This window comes from Lentibacillus sp. Marseille-P4043 (genome assembly GCF_900258515.1).
Taxonomy (GTDB): domain Bacteria; phylum Bacillota; class Bacilli; order Bacillales; family Amphibacillaceae; genus Lentibacillus_C.
In genome coordinates this window covers 3,849,242-3,870,825 of sequence record NZ_LT984884.1, presented here as the reverse complement: position 1 = coordinate 3,870,825, position 21,584 = coordinate 3,849,242, and the positions used below count along the sequence as shown (strand labels likewise).

Annotated in this window: 12 protein-coding genes, 12 tRNA genes and 2 rRNA genes; 25 read left to right on the top strand and 1 reads right to left on the bottom strand. The window is 40.9% G+C overall.

Annotation, left to right across the window (positions count from 1 at the left end):
* Positions 1-14 precede the first annotated feature (14 nt).
* The 14 genes from C8270_RS19240 to C8270_RS19175 all read left to right on the top strand — a co-directional run bounded on the left by C8270_RS19240 (position 15) and on the right by C8270_RS19175 (position 4,943).
* Positions 15-2,935: ribosomal RNA gene (locus C8270_RS19240) — 23S ribosomal RNA — on the top strand.
* Positions 2,936-3,002: 67 nt separating this feature from the next.
* Positions 3,003-3,118: ribosomal RNA gene (rrf, locus tag C8270_RS19235) — 5S ribosomal RNA — on the top strand.
* A gap of 113 nt (positions 3,119-3,231) precedes the next feature.
* Positions 3,232-3,306 (top strand) — tRNA-Glu (locus C8270_RS19230).
* Between the two features lie 6 nt (positions 3,307-3,312).
* Positions 3,313-3,388: transfer RNA gene (locus C8270_RS19225), tRNA-Val, on the top strand.
* Positions 3,389-3,568: 180 nt separating this feature from the next.
* Positions 3,569-3,645: transfer RNA gene (locus C8270_RS19220), tRNA-Met, on the top strand.
* A gap of 4 nt (positions 3,646-3,649) precedes the next feature.
* Positions 3,650-3,726: transfer RNA gene (locus tag C8270_RS19215), tRNA-Asp, on the top strand.
* A 159-nt stretch (positions 3,727-3,885) separates the two neighbouring features.
* Positions 3,886-3,958, top strand: a tRNA-Thr gene (locus tag C8270_RS19210).
* Positions 3,959-3,996: 38 nt separating this feature from the next.
* Positions 3,997-4,081, top strand: a tRNA-Leu gene (locus C8270_RS19205).
* A 57-nt stretch (positions 4,082-4,138) separates the two neighbouring features.
* Positions 4,139-4,214 (top strand) — tRNA-Ala (locus C8270_RS19200).
* Between the two features lie 13 nt (positions 4,215-4,227).
* A tRNA-Ser gene (locus C8270_RS19195) sits at positions 4,228-4,320 on the top strand.
* Positions 4,321-4,419: 99 nt separating this feature from the next.
* A tRNA-Phe gene (locus tag C8270_RS19190) sits at positions 4,420-4,495 on the top strand.
* A 14-nt stretch (positions 4,496-4,509) separates the two neighbouring features.
* A tRNA-Tyr gene (locus tag C8270_RS19185) sits at positions 4,510-4,592 on the top strand.
* A 192-nt stretch (positions 4,593-4,784) separates the two neighbouring features.
* A tRNA-Gly gene (locus tag C8270_RS19180) sits at positions 4,785-4,858 on the top strand.
* An 11-nt stretch (positions 4,859-4,869) separates the two neighbouring features.
* Positions 4,870-4,943: transfer RNA gene (locus C8270_RS19175), tRNA-Ile, on the top strand.
* 266 nt (positions 4,944-5,209) lie between these two features.
* Here C8270_RS19175 and C8270_RS19170 read toward each other — a convergent pair.
* Positions 5,210-5,794 (bottom strand): Maf family protein, encoded by a 585-nt coding sequence (locus C8270_RS19170; protein ID WP_106498370.1) that lies wholly within the window; start codon positions 5,792-5,794, stop codon positions 5,210-5,212.
* An 859-nt stretch (positions 5,795-6,653) separates the two neighbouring features.
* Between C8270_RS19170 and C8270_RS19165 the strand changes: the two genes are divergently transcribed.
* From C8270_RS19165 to C8270_RS19115, 11 genes are all read left to right on the top strand, one after another.
* On the top strand, positions 6,654-8,729 hold the full coding sequence (locus tag C8270_RS19165) for a helix-turn-helix domain-containing protein (protein WP_106498369.1): 2,076 nt from the start codon (positions 6,654-6,656) through the stop codon (positions 8,727-8,729).
* A 382-nt stretch (positions 8,730-9,111) separates the two neighbouring features.
* The gene (locus tag C8270_RS20785; RefSeq protein ID WP_106498368.1) at positions 9,112-11,286 is read left to right on the top strand and encodes an acetate--CoA ligase family protein; all 2,175 of its coding nucleotides are present in this window, start codon (positions 9,112-9,114) and stop codon (positions 11,284-11,286) included.
* 4 nt (positions 11,287-11,290) lie between these two features.
* Entirely contained in the window at positions 11,291-11,737 is a 447-nt protein-coding gene (locus C8270_RS19155) for a MaoC family dehydratase N-terminal domain-containing protein (RefSeq protein ID WP_106498367.1), read from the top strand.
* Between the two features lie 14 nt (positions 11,738-11,751).
* A complete protein-coding gene (locus C8270_RS19150; protein WP_106498366.1) occupies positions 11,752-12,183 on the top strand; it encodes a MaoC/PaaZ C-terminal domain-containing protein in 432 nt (143 codons plus the stop codon).
* 30 nt (positions 12,184-12,213) lie between these two features.
* A complete protein-coding gene (locus tag C8270_RS19145) occupies positions 12,214-13,374 on the top strand; it encodes a thiolase C-terminal domain-containing protein (RefSeq protein ID WP_106498365.1) in 1,161 nt (386 codons plus the stop codon).
* An 11-nt stretch (positions 13,375-13,385) separates the two neighbouring features.
* The gene (locus C8270_RS19140) at positions 13,386-13,808 is read left to right on the top strand and encodes a Zn-ribbon domain-containing OB-fold protein (protein ID WP_106498364.1); all 423 of its coding nucleotides are present in this window, start codon (positions 13,386-13,388) and stop codon (positions 13,806-13,808) included.
* Between the two features lie 43 nt (positions 13,809-13,851).
* Positions 13,852-15,048 (top strand): acyl-CoA dehydrogenase family protein, encoded by a 1,197-nt coding sequence (locus C8270_RS19135; RefSeq protein ID WP_106498363.1) that lies wholly within the window; start codon positions 13,852-13,854, stop codon positions 15,046-15,048.
* 22 nt (positions 15,049-15,070) lie between these two features.
* Entirely contained in the window at positions 15,071-16,231 is a 1,161-nt protein-coding gene (locus C8270_RS19130) for an acyl-CoA dehydrogenase family protein (RefSeq protein ID WP_106498362.1), read from the top strand.
* A gap of 23 nt (positions 16,232-16,254) precedes the next feature.
* Complete coding sequence (locus C8270_RS19125; RefSeq protein WP_234028603.1) at positions 16,255-17,733, top strand: aldehyde dehydrogenase family protein; 1,479 nt, start codon at positions 16,255-16,257, stop codon at positions 17,731-17,733.
* A 168-nt stretch (positions 17,734-17,901) separates the two neighbouring features.
* Positions 17,902-19,341, top strand: coding sequence for an MFS transporter (locus tag C8270_RS19120; protein WP_106498361.1), 1,440 nt, complete (start codon positions 17,902-17,904; stop codon positions 19,339-19,341).
* Positions 19,342-20,154: 813 nt separating this feature from the next.
* The gene (locus C8270_RS19115) at positions 20,155-21,579 is read left to right on the top strand and encodes a PTS mannitol transporter subunit IICB (protein ID WP_106498360.1); all 1,425 of its coding nucleotides are present in this window, start codon (positions 20,155-20,157) and stop codon (positions 21,577-21,579) included.
* The last annotated feature ends 5 nt before the right edge of the window (positions 21,580-21,584 follow it).

Below are 21,584 nucleotides of genomic sequence, written 5' to 3'. Positions count from 1 at the left end.
AATCTTAATATAATAGTTAAGTGAATAAGGGCGCACGGTGGATGCCTTGGCACTAGGAGCCGATGAAGGACGGGACTAACACCGATATGCCTCGGGGAGTCGTAAGTAGACTTCGATCCGAGGATTTCCGAATGGGGGAACCCACTGTTCGTAATGGAGCAGTATTTGTATCTGAATACATAGGATACAAGAGGCAGACCCGGGGAACTGAAACATCTCAGTACCCGGAGGAAGAGAAAGCAAACGCGATTTCCCAAGTAGCGGCGAGCGAAACGGAATCAGCCCAAACCAGAAAGCTTGCTTTCTGGGGTTGTAGGACACTCCTTTGGAGTTACCAAGAAATTCTTTAGATGAATCGATCTGGAACGATCAGCCATAGCGGGTAAGAGCCCTGTAATCGAAAAGGAATTTCCTCCGGAGTGGATCCTGAGTACGGCGGAACACGAGGAATTCCGTCGGAATCTGGGAGGACCATCTCCCAAGGCTAAATACTCCCTAGTGACCGATAGTGAACCAGTACCGTGAGGGAAAGGTGAAAAGCACCCCGGAAGGGGAGTGAAAGAGAACCTGAAACCGTGCGCTTACAAGTAGTCGAAGCCCGTTAATGGGTGACGGCGTACCTTTTGTAGAATGGACCGGCGAGTTACGATCGTATGCAAGGTTAAGTGGAAGACACGGAGCCGAAGCGAAAGCGAGTCTGAACAGGGCGAATATAGTATGCGGTCGTAGACCCGAAACCGTGTGATCTACCCATGTCCAGGGTGAAGGTCAGGTAACACTGACAGGAGGCCCGAACCCACGTATGTTGAAAAATGCGGGGATGAGGTGTGGGTAGGGGTGAAATGCCAATCGAACACGGAGATAGCTGGTTCTCTCCGAAATAGCTTTAGGGCTAGCCTCAAGCAAAGAGTACTGGAGGTAGAGCACTGATTGAACTAGGGGCCCTCATCGGGTTACCGAATTCAGTCAAACTCCGAATGCCAGCTACTTAGACTTGGGAGTCAGACTATGGGTGATAAGGTTCATAGTCGAAAGGGAAACAGCCCAGACCGCCAGCTAAGGTCCCAAAGTATACGTTAAGTGGAAAAGGATGTGGAGTTGCCCAGACAACCAGGATGTTGGCTTAGAAGCAGCCATCATTTAAAGAGTGCGTAATAGCTCACTGGTCGAGTGACTCTGCGCCGAAAATATACCGGGGCTAAACGTATCACCGAAGCTGCGGATTGTTCTTTGAACAATGGTAGGAGAGCGTTCTAAGCGCTGTGAAGTCAGACCGTGAGGACTGGTGGAGCGCTTAGAAGTGAGAATGCCGGTATGAGTAGCGAAAAAAGAGTGAGAATCTCTTTCACCGAATGCCTAAGGTTTCCTGAGGAAGGCTCGTCCTCTCAGGGTTAGTCGGGACCTAAGCCGAGGCCGAAAGGCGTAGGCGATGGACAACAGGTAGATATTCCTGTACCACCTCATGACCGCTATTAGCGATGGGGGGACGCAGAAGGATATGGAAAGCGCACCGATGGATGTGTGCGCCCAAGCAGTTAGAAAGTTGGATAGGCAAATCCGTCCAACAATTTCAAGCTGTGATGGGGAGGGAACTAGAGTACCGAAGTTCCAGATTCCACACTGCCAAGAAAATCCTCTAGCAAGGTCACAGGTGCCCGTACCGCAAACCGACACAGGTAGGCGAGGAGAGAATCCTAAGGTGATCGGGAGAACTCTCGTTAAGGAACTCGGCAAAATGACCCCGTAACTTCGGGAGAAGGGGTGCTTCATTTACATGGAGCCGCAGTGAATAGGCCCAAGCGACTGTTTAGCAAAAACACAGGTCTCTGCGAAGCCGAAAGGCGAAGTATAGGGGCTGACACCTGCCCGGTGCTGGAAGGTTAAGGGGAAGCGTTAGCGCCATTGGCGCGAAGCGTAGAACCGAAGCCCCAGTAAACGGCGGCCGTAACTATAACGGTCCTAAGGTAGCGAAATTCCTTGTCGGGTAAGTTCCGACCCGCACGAAAGGTGCAACGACTTGGGCACTGTCTCAACGAGAGACCCGGTGAAATTATACTATGCGTGAAGATGCGCATTACCCGCGACAGGACGGAAAGACCCCGTGGAGCTTTACTGTAGCCTGATATTGAATGTTGGTACAGCTTGTACAGGATAGGTGGGAGCCTTGGAAACCGGAGCGCTAGCTTCGGTGGAGGCACCCGTGGGATACCACCCTGGCTGTACGGACATTCTAACCCAGGACCGTGATCCGGTTCGGAGACAGTGTCAGGCGGGCAGTTTGACTGGGGCGGTCGCCTCCTAAAAGGTAACGGAGGCGCCCAAAGGTTCCCTCAGAATGGTTGGAAATCATTCGCAGAGTGTAAAGGCAGAAGGGAGCTTGACTGCGAGACCTACAAGTCGAGCAGGGACGAAAGTCGGGCTTAGTGATCCGGTGGTTCCGCATGGAAGGGCCATCGCTCAACGGATAAAAGCTACCCCGGGGATAACAGGCTTATCTCCCCCAAGAGTTCACATCGACGGGGAGGTTTGGCACCTCGATGTCGGCTCATCGCATCCTGGGGCTGTAGTCGGTCCCAAGGGTTGGGCTGTTCGCCCATTAAAGCGGTACGCGAGCTGGGTTCAGAACGTCGTGAGACAGTTCGGTCCCTATCCGTCGTGGGCGTTGGAAGTCTGAGAGGAGCTGTCCTTAGTACGAGAGGACCGGGATGGACACACCGCTGGTGTACCAGTTGTTCCGCCAGGAGCATAGCTGGGTAGCTACGTGTGGCAAGGATAAGTGCTGAAAGCATCTAAGCATGAAGCCCCCCTCAAGATGAGACTTCCCATCACTTCGAGTGAGTAAGATCCCTCAGAGACGATGAGGTTGATAGGTCCGAGGTGGAAGCGTGGTGACACGTGGAGCTGACGGATACTAATAGATCGAGGACTTATCTATACAATTATGTTTATGTCTTAGGTAAATCTTATCTAGTTTTGAAGGTACATAGGTTACCTCATAAAGGCCTAGTAGCAATAGCGGAGAGGTCACACCTGTTTCCATGCCGAACACAGCAGTTAAGCTCTCCAACGCCGATGGTAGTTGGGGCATTGCCCCTGCAAGAGTAGGACGCCGCTAGGCAATCAATTTAATTTTAAATCGCTCCACAGTACCTTGATGGCCAAACATTTGGCTATTAGCGGTCATAGACACGGAGTCTATCTGTGGAGCTATTTATTTGTGAAAAATCAATTGGCCCGTTGGTCAAGTGGTTAAGACACCGCCCTTTCACGGCGGTAACACGGGTTCGAATCCCGTACGGGTCACCACTAAATGGAGGATTAGCTCAGCTGGGAGAGCACCTGCCTTACAAGCAGGGGGTCGCAGGTTCGAGCCCTGCATCCTCCACCATTAAATTAAAAATAAATATCCTTATATCGCGGGGCGGAGCAAGCCGTTAGCATCTTTGATTAAGCTGCTATGTGCAGGCTTGCGAGGAGTGCAACATCACCGAAACAGCTTGCAACACGACGAGCATTCACGGTGGAAGTTATTTAAAGAGCAGGGGAAATTTTAATATTTTAATTATATCGCGGGGTGGAGCAGTCTGGTAGCTCGTTGGGCTCATAACCCAGAGGTCGTAGGTTCAAATCCTGCCCCCGCAACCAAAATGGTCTGGTAGTTCAGCTGGTTAGAATGCCTGCCTGTCACGCAGGAGGTCGCGGGTTCGAGTCCCGTCCAGACCGCCATCAAATGCCGGTTTAGCTCAATTGGTAGAGCAACGAGCAATTCTTCTGCCGAATAAGCTGCGAGTAACCCCGATGCATTGACATCTGCGAATAAACTTGCAACATGACGAGCACACTTGATGAACATACATGTAAGATAAAAAAGCCTAAAATTAATATGCCGGCCTAGCTCAATTGGTAGAGCAACTGACTTGTAATCAGTAGGTTGGGGGTTCAAGTCCTCTGGCCGGCACTGACTTTTATCAATGAATTTATCAAAAGACCCATCATGCGGGTGTGGCGGAATTGGCAGACGCGCTAGACTTAGGATCTAGTATCTTCGGATGTGGGGGTTCGACTCCCTTCACCCGCACCATTCATAGAAGGGGACTATGGGGTCGCAGTACAAATTCTGTTTTCTCAAACATTACATGGGGCCTTAGCTCAGCTGGGAGAGCGCCTGCCTTGCACGCAGGAGGTCAGCGGTTCGATCCCGCTAGGCTCCACCATTTAATTACGTACGGAGGTATACCCAAGTCTGGCTGAAGGGATCGGTCTTGAAAACCGACAGGCGGGTCAAACCGCGCGGGGGTTCGAATCCCTCTACCTCCTCCATACATAATATCAGGAAATAAAATTTTCGAAACATATCCTAGAATATGCTTCGAAACCAACATGAAATACGAGAACAATACTACTTTTAAAAACTTACATGGCTCGGTAGCTCAGTCGGTAGAGCAACGGACTGAAAATCCGTGTGTCGGCGGTTCGATTCCGTCCCGAGCCACCATTCTTTAAAATAGTGGAGGGATAGCGAAGTTGGCCAAACGCGGCGGACTGTAAATCCGCTCCCATTGGGTTCGTAGGTTCGAGTCCTACTCCCTCCATCAGATTAATTAGATTACTCACATGACAAATTAATTGCGGGTGTAGTTTAGTGGTAAAACCTCAGCCACGAGCGTTACTTCTACCGAATAAGCTACGAGTTGCCTCGAAGCATATACATCCCTGAGTACGCTAGCAGATGTAGAGGCATGCCTTTCGCGAGAGTCATCATTTTTAAACGCAATTTATTATATGCGGGTGTAGTTTAGTGGTAAAACCTCAGCCTTCCAAGCTGATGTCGAGGGTTCAATTCCCTTCACCCGCTCCATTACCATATATGGGCCTGTAGCTCAGCTGGTTAGAGCGCACGCCTGATAAGCGTGAGGTCGGTGGTTCGAGTCCACTCAGGCCCATTACTGCGAGATGTTTTATCAGATTTTTAGTTTGTTAAATATAATATAAAAGCCTTCGTTTAGCAAAGGCTCTGAAAAAAAGATTACAATATAGTATATTGTAATCTTTTTTTGTTCCTTTTATAATATAAACTTAAAAGCAGCAGCTTCTTAAAAAATCTAGTTCATTTGTGTAGATTTCTTGTTCATTGTTTTATACCCCGTTTAACTTTACCGCTATCAAGCACCAGTAATATCGATGTATCAGGGAAGAAACTTTTTGGTTCTTATTCGTTATCTATTTTCGGATACACATGAAACTTCCTCAACTCTCTAACCACCCGCGAAATTGGCAATCCCATGACAGTGTAGTAATCGCCAATAATTTGTTTTACAAACATAGACCCAAGACTTTGAATTCCATATGCGCCTGCTTTATCGTACGGTTCATCCGTAGATATATACCAATCTATTTCATCTTTTGATAGCTGCCAAAATTCCACCTTTGTTTTTTCTACGAATATAATCTCATGATCAAAAGAGCGAATCATGACACCGGTAAAAACCTCATGTACGTTGCCGCTTAATGTAGTTATCATTTGTAAGGCGTCAACCTTGCTCTTCGGTTTCTCGAATATATTTTGCTCGAAGGAAACAACGGTGTCAGCAGAAAGGATAACTTCACCCTTGTGTTCAATAGGAACGTTTTGACCTTTTCGTAATGCCAACTGTTTCACTTTTTCTAAAGGATCACGGCTTTTGATTTGGGATTCATCTACGTTTGGTTTTTGAATAGTAAAGGGAATTTTAACCTGATTTAAAATTTCCTGCCTTCTTGGTGATGATGATGCTAAGATAAGGTTTTTAATCATTGTTAGTCCTCCTGCAGGGATGGTGCGAATTTTATGTCGGGGGGGATTAGAGCTTCAAGATCTGAACGTGGCATGCGGTAGACATAGACATTGTAAGAATTCTAGCCATTATACTTTTCCCATAAAAAATGGACCATTCTTAGTTTACCAGCCTGATAAAGTCTATTCTTGCCAGCGTTTCCTCTTCTAGAAAGGGAGTGACCCATTGCTGACGAAGATATTGGCGTATCTTCGGTCTTTATTAGTTATGCCTTTTGTATATGGCAATCGAAAAATGAGCCACATGACAACTCAATATTGAGCCACTATAAGTTTGTGAATTTTATTTACCGCAAAACTTAATTGGATTTATATGGAGAGGCGGGCATGATACCCTGATTATGGGTGCGAAATCTTTTCCACCGCACGCTTTCGCAATGTAATCATGCCCTTAGAGGCTCCAAGTCAATCGTACGCAGTTATAAAATATATTATCTAAGTTTGTGAATTCCTCTAATTTCAAGTGGCTCAAATTTAAATTGCAAAATACATCTTTTTCTTTTTTTATATTTATTGTAACACGAAGAAATGGTTTGCAGATAAAATATAGGTGGGTCGGTTTGGAAACCCAACAAATGATGGAACCACCTTTGATTAAACTTTTCCTTTTTGGCTAAAATTACAGGAATGATGTTTACAGAATACATTGACTACATCTATGTATGTAACGCTAGTATCGCTTAAATTATATCTTTATTCTAAGTGAAAAGGTTTTAATTAATAACTCAGAATTCGTCAAATATAAATTCAGAAAATATAGAATCTTAACAAGAGGTATGATACGATATATGCATAAGTTATCCATTTGGAGGTGTTTACATTGAATAATACTGATATAGCAAAGGGTGTCATTTCTGATGATAATATTGTGGGTTCATTCGGCTATCTTGTAGAAAAGATCTGTAATTTTCATGTGCTTTATATTAATAACACTAAAGAAACACACGATAGCAGAAATATTCTAAAAGTTTTTTCCAAAGATATAGTAAGGGGACAAAAGGCTAATATACCAATATTTAGGGATAGAACAGAAACCGATACATTTATTATTTGGGAGCAATCCTATCAAGAAAATAAGGATCTGTTTCTTAAACTAAGATTTGTGGCAAGGGATAACCTTATTATTCGGATAGCAACTATAATTGTAGCTGATTTCTTAGAGGAATATAAGAATATAATTGGGATTTCTATGTATCGTCATCCTAAGTTAAAAGATAAGACCTTATTAGATAAGGCGATAAAAAAAATAGAATTGCTGTTAAGGAATGAAACGTTTCTGGCTGATGATACAGTATGGGAAAATTTTTGTGGCTGGTTTAAATCATACCTAACCGATTGGGTGCTTGATGATATGGTGAAAAAGACGGGCTATACAAAACTAGTAAAATTAGATCCGACCAAGCTAAATGAGTTATTTTATAACTACCTTACAAAACACTTAAAAGCTAATGGTCAATTTATGGTTAACTTTAGAAAGGTTGTTGAATATCGTGTCCAGAATTGGATTAAAAAAATTATATCCAATCTTGACGTAGAAAATCTCACAATAAGCGAGATCAACAATTTTTTGGACCTTAATAATAGTTCTCTACCGATTAACAATGCCAAGTCGGTAAAAAACGATATAACATTTACACTAATTGACAAGGGGAATTTACTTGTGATGAGTAACGTAGCCTATCAGTCGGTAAGAGAGACAATTTCCAACAAACGTTTTGATAGATCAAGTCATAGCCCATTTCCCACAGCACAAATAAGCAAAAATACCATTGAAGGAATAGTACAAATTAAACCATACAGTCTCGACAAACACGATTTAACGGTTGATGAGACAGGAATTAGTGAATCCTGGCGACAGGCAAAGGAAATGTCAGAATTAGACGCAGACGTATTGGATGCGCTTTGCAGTTTTTATCTAGCAAATTCAACACACCACCAAGATATTGTAGAAATATATCTTGATGATTTATTATCCATTCGTGGCTTAAAACCAAAGCTTAGTGGGAGTGGCCGCCGAGGGGGATATGAAAATGAGCAACGTAGCCAAATTTTGAAAGCGTTATCAAGGATACAGAATTTGTGGATTGACTTGGAAAAGGCTGTTGTATATGAAAAAGGGAAACCAATGCAAAAAACGCTTAAAGGACGCACGTTTGTTTTTTTTAATCAAGATTACAAAGAATATGATATAAGTAAACAACCACTGGAAAAATTATTCAGATTTACTGTAGATGAAGTCTTTGCTAAATATCTAAATGGTTCGGGGAGACAAGTTGCAATGCTTCCAGTACAAGCATTGCAATACAACCCATATCAAGAAGTGTGGAAAAAAAAGCTTATCAGATACTTAAGTTGGAGATGGAGGACACAGGCTAGGAAGGGAGATTATCTACAGCCACATAAAATAAGCAGTTTGCTAGATGCAATTGGTAAGAAAATGAATATACGTACACCGTCCCGTACAAGAGATAGATTAGAACATGCGCTTGACAGCTTAACGGAAGCTGGCCTAATTGCTTCGTGGCAGTATGAGAAATGGGATGAATCTATCGTTTCGTCTAATGGTTGGGCTCGCATATGGGCCAATTCAACTATTCTTATTGATCCTCCTAAGGTAATCAAGGAAAAATACAGTGCCATTACAAGAGCCAAAAGTGTTAGAAGTACCACTACAGGATACATTGGAAATCATAGTGGGGAAGAAAAAAAGGACAAATTAGGGAAGCAAATGAAAGCTATACGAAAAAGATTTGGACTCACTTTACTGCAAGTAGCTGATGATTTGGAAGTATCTGTTTCATATTTAAGTAATATTGAGAGAGACATTAAAACACCGTCAAATAAAATTAATAACCGGATAATAAATTGGCTGCAGCGTTATGAAGACTCTCTATAAAATATAAAAAACCTCGTGTCATTTCACAGATTGCATGAGTTTTTTTATTAGGAAAGTCTGAAAATTTTAAGGAGTACAGTATAAGAAAACTTCGGCATTCGCTATATAGGACAAGGCGCATGCCGGGTTTTTTTATTTGGAGATTATCCACATCATAAGTCGAGGTTGTCGTGTACCATAGTCGTGTTTATTCCGTTCATAAATTAATTTTGATGTTTTTAATTGCCTTATATACAGGAGTTTATGGGACTTTTTATAAAAATTTACAACCTAATAATCAAATTACTTAAAGTAAATTATTTTTTTAGAAAATTCAAATGTATATTGTAAAATTATTCCCAAGTTATAAATAATAAAAGAATAAAAAGATGAGGTGATTAAAATGGCTGATGAACAAGCATCTTATTTGACCATTGAACCATTGTTAAAGCCAAAAACTGTAGCAGTCCTAGGAGCATCTGCAAAAAAAAGTAAACTAGGCTATTTACAGGTGAAAGCTTTATTGGATGGCGGATTCCAAGGGGATATTTATCCCATCAATCCTAAATCGGAGATGATTACAGGGTTACGTTGCTTTCCGTCCTTAAGTGAAACACCTAAGAATGTAGATTTGGCGATCTTTTGTGTAAGCGCTGACAAAGTGGAGGATTGCCTTGAAGAATGCGGTCAAAATAATGTGAAGGCAGCAATAATTTTCGCTTCCGGTTTTTCTGAAATTGGAGAAGAAGGAATGAAAGCGCAGCAGCGTATGAAACAGATAGCCCGAGAAAATGGTATCCGAATTATTGGACCTAATTGTGTTGGATTAGTGAACACTACTAACGGTTTAGTAGGAACTTTTTCGCCAGGTCTTACCCAACTTCCATTAAGTGACAAAAGGGAAGTCGGATTTATTACACAAAGTGGAGCATTTGGCGTGCTGACCTATATAGCGGCTGCCCAAAATGGATTAACCTTCAATTACTTTGTAAGTGTAGGTAATGAAGTGGAAACGGAATTTTCCGATATCATGGAGTATATGATTCATGATTCAGATACAAGTGTCATAAGCGGATATTTGGAGGGAGAGAAAAATCCAAATAAATTGCGGCAACTTGCAGATCAGGCTCTAGTTAAAAATAAACCAATTATCGTTATGAAATCTGGGAGGAGTTCAGCAGGTAGCAGGGCAGCAGCGTCACACACTGGATCATTGGCAGGCTCGGATAAAATCTATGATGGATTTTTCCAACAGACAGGTATTATCAGGGCGGATGACTATGAAGATATAATTTCCTTTTCGAAATTGTTCCTTTCTAAGAAACTTCCAACTGGTAGAAATACTGTCCTTATTACCAGCTCAGGTGGACGAGGAATAAATGAAGCCGATCGTTGCGAATCTTATGGGCTAAAAATCAATAGGTTAAGTGAAGAAACAAAAGATAAAATCAAACAAAACATCCCGTCTTATGGAAGCGCTTCAAATCCGATTGACTTGACTGCTGAAGCCGCCGTTACAAACCCTGAGTTATTTCTTGCGCCATTGAAGGCTCTTGTTGAGGATCCAGACACGGATATTATTATTTTCACCGAATTCCCGATGGCTTGGAAAGCGGATGATCCTCATGTTAAAGCGTTTATAGAGATATGCAAAAACACGGATAAGTTAGTGTTTGTGACAACGTTTCCTTTAGAGGGGATGTCCATTCCCAATTCGGCTGCAGCGCTTGAAAAAAATGGTATTCCAGTAATACCAGGGAACTTAAATCCAATCAGTGCGTTAGCAAAGCTAGTAAACTATAGTGAAAAATATCACAAAATGAAACTAGCGGATGATGAGTTAATGACTGAATGGGACAAAAAGGAAGATATATCAAGTTTATTACAGCCTGGAACTACGCTAAGTGAATCACAAGCAAGTGATGTTTTAGCATCATATGGAATTCCAACAACGAAGAGAGCGGTGGCTAGTTCAGAGGATAATGCTGTTAGCCATGCGGATAAAATTGGATATCCTGTTGCCTTAAAAATAGATTCACCTGATATTCCACATAAGTCTGAGGCAAATGCTATTAAGCTAAATCTGAAAAATGATCTAGAGGTAAGCGTTGCCTTTAAAGAAATTATGCAAAATGCAAAAAACTATAAACCAAATGCAAAAATCAATGGTGTTTCTGTCCAGCAAATGCTTCCTGAAGGGGTTGAAGTGATTGTTGGCGTTACGAATGACCCTGCTTTTGGACCAGTTATCATGTTTGGTCTTGGTGGCGTTTTTGTAGAAATTTTTCAGGATATTTCATTCAGAGTTGCGCCAATTACAAAGAATGATGCTATTGAAATGATTGAAGAAATTAAGGGCTATAAAATCCTAAAAGGGGCACGTGGAAAACCACCTGTTGATATTGACGCGATTGCAGATGTATTGCTACGCGTTTCTAAACTCGTATCTGATTATAAAGATGAAATAAAGGAATTAGATATTAATCCGCTTATCGTTTATGAAAAAGGTATTGTAGCTGCGGATGCAATGCTTGTTGTGAATGAATCTAAAAATCAAACATCAGTGGTTGGGAGGTAACGGTATGGAGTTAGATAAAAGTGTTATTGGTTTAACTGGTGAAAAGTATATTTTTGAAGTTGAAAAAGGACATGTTCGAAAATTTGCTGAAGCAATTGGTGATACCAATCCATTATACACGGATGAGGATTATGCCTCACAAACACCATATGGTGAACCAATTGCTCCGCCGACTTTTCCAATGGCTGTAGGTTCAGAAGGAGCTGGGTTTCCACTTGAATTGGATACTAGAAGAATGCTACATGGCGAACAAGAATTTATCTATTATCAATCGATTCACCCAGGGGATCGGCTGCATTGCCAAATGAAGGTTGCTGACTTGTACGAACGTGAAGGTAAAAGTGGCAGCATGCAGTTTTTGATTCTTGATACAGAAATGAAAGATGATGCAGGCGAGTTAGTGGTAATTAGTCGTACAAATATTATTTACCGCAAACTTACTACTTCGTGAATGGAGGGTATTACATGCTATTGAAAACGGAATTGCAATACGAGTCATTAAAAGTAGGTCAGCAGCTTGAGCCCCTTACCAAGCCACCTGTTACGAAAGTTCAATTAGTAAAATATGCTGGAGCCTCTGGTGATTTTAATCCATTGCATACAGATGATGAATTTGCACAAAAGCTTGGCATGAATGGTGTGATTGCTCATGGAATGTTAGTTATGGGATTTTTAGGCCAATATGTGCAAGAGCTTGCTGGAAACACGGCAGAGCTTTCCCGGTTTCGTATGCGTTTTGGGGCTATGACTAGACCAGGCGATGAAATTACTTGTTCGGCAACTGTAGAAAAGATTTATGAAGAAAGAGGTAAGAACTATGTGGGTTTAGACCTCAAAGCAGAGAAATCACCTGGAGAAGTAGTTGGATCTGGTAAAGCTGTATTATGTTTTGGATAAACATTGCAATTATAGAAGGAGGTTTAAAAGATGGGAACTATTACAGACCGTTACGCAATCGTAGGCGTAGGAGAAAGTGAACGTTCTAGAAATTCTGGAACAACTCCATTGCATATGGCGTTAGATGCAGCTAGGGCTGCGATTAACGATGCTGGTCTAGACGCTCAGGATATCGATGGATTCATGAATTATAACGAAAATGACTCTTGTACCTCACATCAGCTGGCAACATACCTAGGTGTCCGTCCAAAGTATGTAAAAGATATACATGGTGGCGGAAGTAGTACAGAAATGCTAATTAGCGATGCAATTGCACTAATTGAGGCAGGGGAATTAAATACCGTTTTAATTTTCCGCTCCATGAATGGTAGTTCTGGACAGCGGGTAGGCAGAGGGTACGACCCTAACATGTTACAATCAGCGCTGCCTGGTGGAAGTTATATTATTCCATACGGATCAGCAAGCCCCTCGCAATGGTTTGGAATGTTTGCCACCCGTCATATGCACGAAACAGGAATTACAAAAGAACATCTTGGTCATTTGTGTGTAAGTTTTTACGAACATGCGCAGCGAAATCCGAAAGCATTTTTACATGGAAAACCTTTAACAATGGAAAAATATCTGGATACACCTGATATCAGTTATCCATTTAATATACACGACTCCTGTGTTGAATTGGATGAAGCAAATGCAATCATTGTTACATCAGCAGAACGAGCCAAAGACTGTAAATCAAAACCTGTCTACATTATGGGGATGGAATCTAGACAGTGTCACCCACATGCACATTATTGGTCCGATATAACTCAAGTAGCTTCCGATTATGTAGCTCCAGGATTATATAAATCGGCAGGTGTGAAACCGGAAGATATTGACGTAGCTTCCATTTATGATTGCTTTAGCTGGGTCGTATTGCGTCAACTGGAGGCTTATGGATTTGCCCCACGTGGAGAAGTTGGAGAGTTCGTGGCAGAAGGCAATCTCCGTTTAGGTGGTAAACTGCCGACAAATACGGCTGGTGGCATGCTGTCAGAAGGTTATACGCACGGAATGAACAATGTACTTGAAATTGTTAGGCAGTTACGCCATCAATATGAAGGAACAGATCGTCAAGTCGAAAGTTGTGAAATTGGCATATGTACTGGCTGGGCAGGACCAGACATCGCTGGTGCAATGATTCTTAGAAATTAGGAGGGTTAATCATGGAATATCAAAAACCAATTCCACTCAAAACGCAGGATAATCATCCGTATTGGGATGCGGCCGATCGACATGAACTAGCTTTACAAAAGTGCAATAGTTGTGGTCATTATGCACACCCATCTGGACCAAGTTGTGCAAAGTGCGGAAGTCAGGACATTATATGGGAAGAACTGGGTGGAGATGTGAAGGCCAAAATCTATTCCTATGTCATTTCCTATCGGCCTTTTTTACCAGGTTTTCAGGATGATTTGCCATTGATTATTGCGCAGGCTGAATTAGAAAAAGTTCCAGAAGTGAAGATTATGTGTAATGTGATAGATTGTAAGGCTGATAATGTTTACATTGGTATGCCTGTAGAGATGGCCTGGCAGGATATCACTGAAGATAGAGCACTTCCTCAATGGGTTCCAGTAGTGGATTGAAACAGAAAATGTAATCATTCGGATAAGAGGAGGACGGTACAAAATGGATTTTTCTATTTCAAAACAAGAAGAATCATTTCGCCATGAATTACGATCATGGCTGGAGGAAAATCTCCCTCAAGGTTGGCTTGAGGGGAATAGGGAATTGCCCAAGGATAAAGAGGCGTATTCAACGTTTTTACGGGATTGGCAGAAAACGTTATATGAAGGTGGATGGGCCGCAGTTGCATGGCCTAAAGAGTATGGCGGCCGGGATGCCACGTTAATGGAAGAAATCATCTATCATCAGGAGATGGTTCGGGTAGAAGCGCCGCCACTAGTAAACTATATAGGTATTCATATGGTTGGGCCGACACTGATACAGTCTGGAACTGAAGAACAAAAAGAGAAGTATATTAAGAAAATAGTTACAGGTGAAGAGGTATGGTGTCAGGGGTATTCAGAACCGAATGCAGGATCTGATTTGTCAGCAATTAAAACAAGCGCAGTTAAACAAGGGGATAAGTGGATTATTAATGGTCAGAAAGTTTGGACTAGTTTTGGTCATTTAGCCGATAAATGCTTTTTACTGGCCCGAACAAGTAATAATCAGGAAAAAAAGCATCGAGGGATTACAGCGTTTTTACTAGACATGCACCAGCCAGGTGTCGAAACAAGACCTATTACGCAAATGGATGGCCAGCAGGAGTTTAATGAAGTGTACCTAACGGATGCTGTTGCGTATGATGCTGATATCGTAGGTGAGGTTGATAAAGGTTGGAGAGTCATGATTGCATTAATGCTGCATGAACGAACAGGTATTGGCGCTGAATTGTTTACACTTGAAAAACGTTTCAATGATATGGTTGCGCTTACAAAAGAATACAAGGCAAATGGTAAACCGTTAATTGAGGATCCATTTGTGAGGCAAAAGATGGCTAGTTTTTACGCCCGGTTTCGAGGATCACTGTTAAATTACTACCGAAATTTAACGACAACACTGAAAAAGGGGCAACCAGGTCCAGAAAGCTCTATTGACAAATTAATGGTTAGTGAACTCACGAAAGAAATGGCCGGCTTTATGGTGTCAATACAAGGTCACAGAGGAGTTTTATGGAAAGAAGATGCACCTGTTGATACGGTTTGGCAAGATCATTTTCTAGCATCATTTGGCCAGACAATTGGCGGCGGTACAAGTGAAGTACAGCGAAATACAATAGGCGAACGTGTATTAGGTTTACCAAAAGATATGGGACGTTAACTGAAATGGAGGTGTAAGATAAATGGATTTTGCTTTAAATGAGGAACAGGAAATGTTTCGTGGATATTTGCGCAAGTATTTAGATGATGCTGGACAAACCGATATTGCACGTGAATTTATTCAAGGCAATACAAAGAAATTAGACAAAACAAGAACAGGCCTAGCAGAGCTTGGTGCAACTGCTATTAATATTTCTGAAGAATATGGAGGTCTGGGGCTCGGATCAGTAGACTTAGTACCTGTTTTTGAAGAAATCGGGCGGTCACTATTGCCTGGTATTCATTTGGAGACTATGGCTTTAGTTGTGCCATTACTTGAGAAGTATGGCACAAAGGAACAAAAAGAAAAATATTTACCGGAAATAGCATCAGGTGAAAGAAGTTTTACACTTGCTTGGTTAGAGCCACAAAAGGGTTACAAACCTGATGAAATTTCATGTTCAACAAATCAAGAAGGAGATTCATTTGTTATAAATGGAGTGAAGGAGCTTGTACCGCATGGAGGTTCGGCTGACACATATTTATTGGTTGTACGAACTTCTGATTCTATTGAAGGGGAAGGAATTTCATTAGTACTTGTCGATCAAACGAAAGAGATGGAAATTCGTATGCAAAAATGTGTGGATGAAACCCAACACCTGTCTGAAATAACATTTGATGATGTGAATGTTTCAAAACAGCAGCTCCTTGGCCCAATTCATCAAGGCTGGCCTATTTTACAGGAAGGGTTGTTGTACCTCAATGCTGCGCTCAGTTCCATGATTGTTGGCGGAATGGAAAAAGTGGTTGAAATGTCGACTGAATATGCAAAAATTCGTGAGCAATTTGGTCAGCCTATCGGGCGTTTTCAGGCTGTAAAACATACAATTGTCGATATGAAACTTGAACTAGAAACGGCTCGATCTTTAAGCTACTATGCAAGTTGGTCACTTGAAAATGAGGAAGAAGACCGGGAAGCATCCATATATAGCGCGCGTACTTTTGCAACGGAGGCTTATATTCGTGCTGCATCAGATAATATTCAAATCCACGGTGGTGTCGGTTTTACAGAGGAAATGGATTGCCATTTATACCTCAAGCGAGCACGCTATTTTGAAAATTACCTTGGTTCCATTACACATTATAATGAAGAAATTGCTAAAGCACTCCACTGGATTGGTGAAAAATATGCTTTTGTTAAATAAAAAGAATGAAGGGTGGACTTACTTTGGAAACTATTAAAAGTATGAAACAGTTTCATAATATTATAGGTGGAAAGCAAATTCCTTCTTCCAATGGGGAAACAATGGATAGTATTGATCCTTCAACAGGTAAGGCTTGGGCACAAATTCCCCTAAGTACAAAAGAGGATGTTGAGGATGTTGTGACTGCAGCCAGTAATGCATTTCCAAGTTGGTCAGCCATTTCAGCTCGAGAACGAAGCGACTATTTGCGACGTGTTGGTGATGCGCTTTCCGAACATGGAGAAGAGTTATTAAAACTTGAGACAAAAAATAATGGGTGGGTCCTTGATCAGTATCAGTATCTCACCATTGTGCTAAAACAGCTTTGGTATGATGCCGCGGGTGCCGCTCCTCTCGTAGGTGGGCAAGGCAAAACAGTGCAAATGGGAGAAGGAAACTTTGGTTATACGTTAAGAAAACCATATGGCGTCGTATTGGGGATTCTACCGTGGAATGCACCATTATTTACGTTCACAATTAAAGCAGCATATGCACTTGCTGCTGGAAACACAGTAATCATTAAACCATCGGAACTAGCAACAGCTGCATCTTTACGTTATGGAGAAATACTCTCTGAAATTCTCCCACCTGGAGTAATCAATGTGATTTCGGGACTAGGAAGTGAAATTGGGGACCCATTAGTAGGCCATAAGCAAGTTAATAAGGTTAGTTTGACAGGATCAATAAAAACGGCTGAAGCGATTACTCGAGCTTCTGCTAAAATTCCTAAATCTTTAATTTTTGAATTGGGTGGGAAATCACCAAATATTGTCTTTGAAGATGCAAATCTGGATAATGCATCTAATGGAGTAATAAACGGTATATACACTCGTAATGCAGGTCAAATATGTGCTGCGGGATCGAGGATTCTTATTCAGCGATCAATATTTGATGAAACAATCTCCAAGATAAAAGAAAAAATGGCGGATCCACAAACAGTGAAATACGGTGACACCTTAGACCCGGAAAATTCAATGGGGCCAATTGCTAACTTACCACAGTATCATAAAGTTCGCTCTTATATTGATAAAGGTCTTGATGAAGGAGGAGAAATTGTTTTTGGAGGAAGATTCGGTGGAGACGTTCTTTTAGCAGATAAACCTGAATTTTCTGGCGGGTATTGGATAGAACCAACCTTGTTTAAAGCCGAAAGCAACGAATTGACTATTTGCCAAGAGGAGATATTTGGTCCAGTCGCAGTAGCTATACCGTTTGATACCGAGGAAGAAGCGATACAGATTGCGAACGACACTGAATATGGGCTTGCAGCAGGAGTATGGACGAGTGATTTACGCAAAGCTCACCGTATGGTAGAAAAGATAGATGCAGGTAATGTATGGGTTAATACGTATGGTATAGTAGGTGCTGATTTGCCATTTGGTGGTACGAAAGGTAGCGGGTATGGTACGGATACGGTTCTAGAATATACGTATGAAAAAACATGTGTTATTGGCTTAGGCTAAATACAAGTGGGCAGTTATGAGGCTGCCCATTTATACTCAAGAATCTTTTTTAAAATATAATTTACGGTTATTTTTAAATGATTAATCATGATACTTTCATTTTAGCCTCATTTTTGTGAAAAAATTATATATTACGGTTTTTCTATTAGACTAAAGGAGGAACAGAAAATGGAAGAGAAATTGCCAGGAGAGAGAAAGTCACTTTCTAAAGAATTTTACTTTCTATGTATTGGTACTTTTTTTGTCATGTTTAGTTTAGCTACACATTTACCAGCTTATCCCCATATATTGGAAGAGTTTGGGTTGAATGCGGGATATGCAGTGTGGATGCAATTAGGGCTTGCCCTGGGGCTAACTGGTTTTCAACCTTTATTAGGTTGGTTGGGGGATGAGCGCGGATTAAAGGTTACTCTTCTTATTGGAGCAACGTGTATGATACTAGGGTCACTTTTAGCAGCAATCCAAATATCCTATTGGCTATTAATTGTAGGACTCTTTTTACAAGGAATGGCAGGTGCTGCTACGGCTCCTGCAGGTGTCTCTTATGCCGGCAAATTTTACGTTGGCGAATTACGTGGTAAAGCATTGGGTGCTTTTTATGCCTTTTCTGTTTTGGGAGCTTTATTTGGACCATTTGTAAGTGGTATCGTTGTTGATTCTATGGGGTGGGCTTTTACCTTTGTACTTACAGGGATTTTTGGGGTTGTGGCATTTTTGTTGTTTCTTTTTGGTGTACCTGCAGTTAAAAGTAAAAAACGAGGTTCCTTGGATCTTTCAGGTATCATCTTAACATTAATCGTATTGGGAGGTCTTTTAACCATACCAACTTTTATTAACAATTATGGATTTTCGTCTGGTGCATGGCTACCATCCCTTGCTGTTTTCGCTATCGCACTACTGGTATTAATCGTGGTTGAAAAAAAGAAAAAGGATCCATTACTAGATATTAATTATACAAAACATAGGAATTTTTGGGTACCTACTCTAACAATAGTTTTGGTGGGTATTGGATATTCTGGTGTCATGTATTTATTAACGTTCTTTGTGCAAGGTGCACAAGGTAAATCTGCTACAGTTGTGGGGATATTGCAAATGTTGATCTTTCTTGGATCAGCAGGTGGGGCTCTATTAAGTGGGAAAATTATAAAGAGATTTACGGCTCGGGTAATGACTGGTGTAGGACTTGGCCTTTTCCTTATAGGTCTAGTATTGCTAGCGATGACTAACATAGATACCTCTTCAGTTTACATTGGTTTTTCTCTGCTTCTAGTAGGTTTTGGAATGAGTTTTACACAGCCTATAATGAAGGCTGTTATAGTTTCAACGGCAAAATCTGATCGTATCAATGTTATTACTTTCACGAATACTGTAATCGAAAATACTGCACAACGTATAGGCGCTTCATTTTCTTTAGTGGCAGTAGCTCTGTTTGCTTCTATTGGCGATAAAGCAAGTGCTTTATCCAATACAACATTGATCTATGCGGGATTTGCATTGATAGCTTTCTTTTTATTAGGATTAATCCCTAATAAAATAGAAGGAATTCACAATGTTAGTGGAACACCGACAAATAATTTGAAAATAGATGCGGATAGGAAGGTACAATAATTATAATAAAAGTAGTTTTCGCAGAGTGAAAATAGATACTTATCTATGGATGGTATTGATATTAAGGCTGTTTAAATAGCCCTCTATGCAAAGTCATTCATAAATATAAATGAGAGGACACTGACTATTTTGATATAGTAAATTTGACAAGAAAACACTACCAAACAGATAAGTTTCTCCTATTTTGCTAGCAAATAATGACCTATTTAATCAACTATTGTGAGGATTTACTTGATTGCCGGAAATTGTATAAAAACGTTGGGTAAAGTTTCGACTTATTTTGATTTAGGTGCAATCATCTCTACACCCATTATTCATCTTTTAAATAAAGAAAATATGGTTTGACTACTATTCATGCTATTTTCTTAAACTCTTTCTTCTAAGGTTTTTGACCCTTATATAGGAAAATGCAACCTTTGTTGACTATTATGAATAACCTTAGAATAAGCACTGGTTCAAAAAATGCATTTGCACACTTGTTGTGAAGATTTGACCATAAAAATAGATCACCCTTCAATTTAGGGAGTGACCCATTGCTGACCGAAGATATTGGCGTATTCTTCGGTCTTTATTAGTTATGCCTTTTTCTTATTTCTACGTTTATTGTAACACGAAAAAACACAAAATAAGTGTGATTGTTTGCGCTTTTCTTGACATGAACCTGCCCCCCAGGTCCCACTTAAATAATGTCAACAATGTCTTTGACAAATTAGTCTTAAGATTAGATTGATCGTGATTGTGTAAGCGCTGTAAAATTAAATTACGGAATCGGAATTTTTATTTTGAAAATCATAAAGGAAAAGAGGAATTTATATGGCTAATAAGGGCTTTCGTGCTAAGGTTCAGCGCTTTGGTAGCTATTTAAGCGGTATGATTATGCCGAATATAGGGGCATTTATCGCCTGGGGTATTATCACGGCTTTGTTTATCCCAGATGGGTGGATCCCAAATGAGAATTTGGCAACATTAGTAGACCCTATGATTAATTACTTGTTGCCACTTTTAATCGGGTTTACGGGTGGACGAATGGTTCATGAATCACGAGGCGGAGTAGTTGGTGCGATTGCAACGATGGGGGTTATCGTTGGTGCAGACATCCCTATGTTCCTAGGGGCCATGATAATGGGTCCACTAGCTGGGTATTGTATGAAAAAGATCGATGACGTATTTCAGGATAAAGTTAAATCCGGATTTGAAATGCTTTACAACAATTTCTCAGCTGGTATTTTAGGTGCAATTTTGGCAGGTATTGCTGTAAGTCTGATAGGTCCTGTTGTTGAAGCTCTGAATAATATATTGGCTTCAGGGGTAGAGGTAATCATTAACGCAGGATTACTACCGTTGGCAAATATTATTATAGAACCAGCGAAGATTTTATTTTTAAATAACGCAATTAACCATGGAATACTAAGTCCAATTGGTGTGGAGCAAGTAGCGGAAGCAGGCAAATCTATTCTATTCTTGTTGGAAGCAAACCCTGGTCCTGGATTGGGTATCTTGCTTGCATTTTCTATTTTTGGAAAAGGAGTATCGAAAAGCTCTGCACCTGGTGCGGCGATTATTCATTTTCTTGGCGGTATTCATGAGATTTACTTCCCGTATGTGCTAATGAAACCTGCCTTACTTTTGGCCGTTATTGCCGGTGGTGTAAGTGGGGTATTTACGCTGACATTATTTGACGCAGGATTGGTAGCACCGGCATCACCGGGTAGTATTTTTGCTGTGCTGGCTATGACACCGCAGGGAAATTATATTGGTGTGATTTTAGGTGTACTTGTTGCTACTGTTGTTACATTCCTTATTGCATCATTCATTTTGAAAACAAGTAAGGCGGAAGATGAGGATTTATCAACTGCTACTGATAAAATGGAAGAAATGAAAGGAAAGAAAAGTTCTGTAGCAGGAACACTAAACCAGAATGAGGAAGTAGACAACGAACAAGAAGTTGAAAGTAAAAGTCAAGATGAAATTAATAAAGTGATTTTTGCCTGTGATGCAGGTATGGGTTCAAGTGCAATGGGCGCATCGTTATTAAAGAACAAGTTTAAAAAAGCTGATATTGATGTGTTTGTGACAAATACAGCAATAAATAATTTGCCTGATGATGCAGATATTGTTATCACCCATAAAGACTTGACTGATCGTGCTAAAGTTAAACTTCCACAAGCTGAACATATTTCAGTGGAAAATTTCTTGAACAGTCCTAAATACGATGAGTTAGTAGATCGTTTGAAATAAAAAGT

What these genes read in the sequence shown, in the direction of transcription:
- C8270_RS19170 (WP_106498370.1), bottom strand. Translation starts at nt 5,794, where the DNA reads ATGATTAAAAACCTTATCTTAGCATCATCATCACCAAGAAGGCAGGAA.
- C8270_RS20785 (WP_106498368.1), top strand. Translation starts at nt 9,112, where the DNA reads ATGGCTGATGAACAAGCATCTTATTTGACCATTGAACCATTGTTAAAG.
- C8270_RS19155 (WP_106498367.1), top strand. Translation starts at nt 11,291, where the DNA reads ATGGAGTTAGATAAAAGTGTTATTGGTTTAACTGGTGAAAAGTATATT.
- C8270_RS19150 (WP_106498366.1), top strand. Translation starts at nt 11,752, where the DNA reads ATGCTATTGAAAACGGAATTGCAATACGAGTCATTAAAAGTAGGTCAG.
- C8270_RS19145 (WP_106498365.1), top strand. Translation starts at nt 12,214, where the DNA reads ATGGGAACTATTACAGACCGTTACGCAATCGTAGGCGTAGGAGAAAGT.
- C8270_RS19140 (WP_106498364.1), top strand. Translation starts at nt 13,386, where the DNA reads ATGGAATATCAAAAACCAATTCCACTCAAAACGCAGGATAATCATCCG.
- C8270_RS19135 (WP_106498363.1), top strand. Translation starts at nt 13,852, where the DNA reads ATGGATTTTTCTATTTCAAAACAAGAAGAATCATTTCGCCATGAATTA.
- C8270_RS19130 (WP_106498362.1), top strand. Translation starts at nt 15,071, where the DNA reads ATGGATTTTGCTTTAAATGAGGAACAGGAAATGTTTCGTGGATATTTG.
- C8270_RS19120 (WP_106498361.1), top strand. Translation starts at nt 17,902, where the DNA reads ATGGAAGAGAAATTGCCAGGAGAGAGAAAGTCACTTTCTAAAGAATTT.
- C8270_RS19115 (WP_106498360.1), top strand. Translation starts at nt 20,155, where the DNA reads ATGGCTAATAAGGGCTTTCGTGCTAAGGTTCAGCGCTTTGGTAGCTAT.